We start from the raw sequence: 3,278 nt of genomic DNA, 5'->3' as shown, positions 1-3,278 counted from the left end.
AGCTCCGACTGATTGTAGGCGTTCGGTTTCAGGTACTGTTTCACTCCCCTCGTCGGGGTGCTTTTCACCTTTCCCTCACGGTACTGGTTCGCTATCGGTCAGTAAGGAGTACTTAGCCTTCGGAGGTGGTCCTCCGATCTTCAGACAGGATTTCACGTGTCCCGCCCTACTTGATACGTCTCATCGAGCTTCCTGTACGGGACTGTCACCCGCTATGGTTGGCCTTTCCAGACCATTCCAGTCACTCTCAGAGTTCGGCTGGTCCCCGTTCGCTCGCCGCTACTAGGGGAGTCTCTATTGATGTCCTTTCCTCCGGGTACTTAGATGTTTCAGTTCCCCGGGTTTGCTCTTAAAACCCTATGTATTCAGGTTAAAAGTACCTGTTTAAGAACATTATAAACTACCGAAGTAATTATAATGAACTTTCAGGTGGGTTGCCCCATTCGGAAATTCCTGGATCAAAGCTTATTCTCAGCTCCCCAGGACTTATCGCAGAGTATCACGTCCTTCATCGCCTCTTACTGCCAAGGCATCCACCAAACGCCCTTCTCGCGCTTGATTTGATCCAGTAAAAGACAGGTTGTTGCGCTACCGCTTCGCTGCTTGAGCGCCGCGGAGCTCACCTGCACCGCAACCGTCTGGTTCGACCGGTTGCTATGATACTGGACCAAAAGCATACTTTCCCGCCCACTCTGTCGAGTGGACTTGTGCGATCTCGCGATCGCACGGGTTAGTGTACTTGACTTGGACAACGATTGCTCGTTTCGGCAGGGATATGGCCTTCCGGTCGGCTAGACCGTCAACCACCTCTCCTCAAGGGAGACCTGCAGAGGTTCATCCGTCACTTCGGCGAACCAAGCAATGTTGATTTGTATCTCTCTATACGATGTAAAACCCGTCGAGCGTACTCGACGATGTCCGATTGGACGGAGAAGCACTTCACTCAGTGCTTGTCGATCTAATCGGGATGCCGTCCGGTCCATCACCTCCGGTGAGATGGTGGAGCCTAGGAGGATCGAACTCCTGACCTCCTGAATGCAAATCAGGCGCTCTCCCAGCTGAGCTAAGGCCCCATCTTGATCCCCGGAGGGACTGGTGGGTCGAGGAGGACTTGAACCTCCGACCTCACGCTTATCAGGCGTGCGCTCTAACCACCTGAGCTACCGACCCAGTTGATTTTGCAATGCAAAATCGACGTTGCCCGACAGGCGATTTTGCATCGCAAAATCTGCCGAGAGGGCCAGCCTCCGACGGAGCCAGGCAACTACATACGAGCCGGCGGCCCGCGTGTTCGTTCTGAAGAGATATGAGGACGACCTGGTCCGTGATGTATGATCCGATGACTAATCGGATCTTGCTAAGTGTTCCATGTCTTCCGGCGAACCGGATGATCTAGGAACATCCTTAGAAAGGAGGTGATCCAGCCGCAGGTTCCCCTACGGCTACCTTGTTACGACTTCACCCCAGTCGCTGAGCCTACCGTGGCCAGCTGCCCCCTCGAAAGGTTGGCGCACCGTCTTCGGGTAGACCCAACTCCCATGGTGTGACGGGCGGTGTGTACAAGGCCCGGGAACGTATTCACCGCGTCATGCTGTTACGCGATTACTAGCGATTCCGACTTCATGCCGTCGAGTTGCAGACGACAATCCGAACTGAGATGCCTTTTGGGGATTAACCCACTGTAGGCACCATTGTAGCACGTGTGTAGCCCAACCCGTAAGGGCCATGAGGACTTGACGTCATCCACACCTTCCTCCCGCTTATCACGGGCAGTTTCTCCAGAGTGCCCAGCCGAACTGCTGGCAACTGAAGATGTGGGTTGCGCTCGTTGCCGGACTTAACCGAACATCTCACGACACGAGCTGACGACAGCCATGCAGCACCTGTCACTAGGTCACCGAAGTGAAAGCCAGATCTCTCTGGCGGTCCTAGGATGTCAAGGGTTGGTAAGGTTCTGCGCGTTGCTTCGAATTAAACCACATGCTCCACCGCTTGTGCGGGCCCCCGTCAATTCCTTTGAGTTTTAATCTTGCGACCGTACTCCCCAGGCGGAATGCTTAATCCGTTAGGTGTGTCACCGACAAGCATGCTTGCCGACGACTGGCATTCATCGTTTACGGTGTGGACTACCAGGGTATCTAATCCTGTTTGCTCCCCACACTTTCGCACCTCAGCGTCAGTATCGAGCCAGTGAGCCGCCTTCGCCACTGGTGTTCCTCCGAATATCTACGAATTTCACCTCTACACTCGGAATTCCACTCACCTCTCTCGAACTCAAGACCAGGAGTTTTGGAGGCAGTTCCGAGGTTGAGCCCCGGGATTTCACCCCCAACTTTCTGATCCGCCTACGCGCGCTTTACGCCCAGTAATTCCGAACAACGCTAACCCCCTCCGTATTACCGCGGCTGCTGGCACGGAGTTAGCCGGGGTTTCTTTACTGGGTACAGTCATTATCTTCCCCAGCGAAAGAGCTTTACGACCCTAAGGCCTTCATCACTCACGCGGCATGGCTAGATCAGGCTTGCGCCCATTGTCTAAGATTCCCCACTGCTGCCTCCCGTAGGAGTCTGGGCCGTGTCTCAGTCCCAGTGTGGCTGATCATCCTCTCAAACCAGCTATAGATCGTAGGCTTGGTAGGCCATTACCCCACCAACTACCTAATCTAACGCGGGCCGATCCTTCTCCGATAAATCTTTCCCCCGAAGGGCGTATGCGGTATTACTCACCGTTTCCAGTGGCTATTCCGCAGAGAAGGGCACGTTCCCACGCGTTACTCACCCGTCCGCCGCTCACCCGAAGGTGCGCTCGACTTGCATGTGTTAGGCCTGCCGCCAGCGTTCGTTCTGAGCCAGGATCAAACTCTCAAGTTGAAAGCAGATTGCTCTGCTATCCTTGACGTTCGAACCTCTGCACATCTCCATCAGGACCCGGCTAAGGAATTCCCGATGGAAGTCATCTGTTTGTGTGCTTCAGGTTTCATCAGAAACCGAAAGCCGTACAAACAGTGAAGCTGACACTGGATCATCGGGTTACCCCTACCAGCGCGATATACAGAGACTTGATCCATCGAATGAACCAGAGTCGCCCGCATATCTCTTCAGATATCATCAATGTCAAAGAGCGTGAGAGACAAAAACCAGACCAGTGCGCCCTATCTTCCGGCGCGCCCGCCTTTCCCTGCCTCTCGATGTTCCGTCCGCATCGTCTGCAACCGCGCCTCGTTTCCTCGCCGCCGCCGCTCCGTCCTGCGTCCCGTCAGCGCCTCAGCGCCGCCGGTG

At 54.8% G+C, this 3,278-nt stretch carries 2 tRNA genes and 2 rRNA genes; all 4 read right to left on the bottom strand.

Features of this window, described 5'->3' with window-relative positions:
• Positions 1-561 (bottom strand): 23S ribosomal RNA (locus HC022_RS22080); the annotation flags it as partial.
• 436 nt (positions 562-997) lie between these two features.
• Positions 998-1,073, bottom strand: a tRNA-Ala gene (locus HC022_RS22075).
• A gap of 20 nt (positions 1,074-1,093) precedes the next feature.
• Positions 1,094-1,170 (bottom strand) — tRNA-Ile (locus HC022_RS22070).
• 238 nt (positions 1,171-1,408) lie between these two features.
• Positions 1,409-2,870: ribosomal RNA gene (locus HC022_RS22065) — 16S ribosomal RNA — on the bottom strand.
• Positions 2,871-3,278: the final 408 nt, after the last annotated feature.

Source organism: Salipiger sp. HF18, assembly GCF_011806505.1.
GTDB lineage: Bacteria > Pseudomonadota > Alphaproteobacteria > Rhodobacterales > Rhodobacteraceae > Salipiger > Salipiger thiooxidans.
Note: the sequence above shows the minus strand (reverse complement) of the source record. Positions and strands in the feature narration are given on the sequence as shown.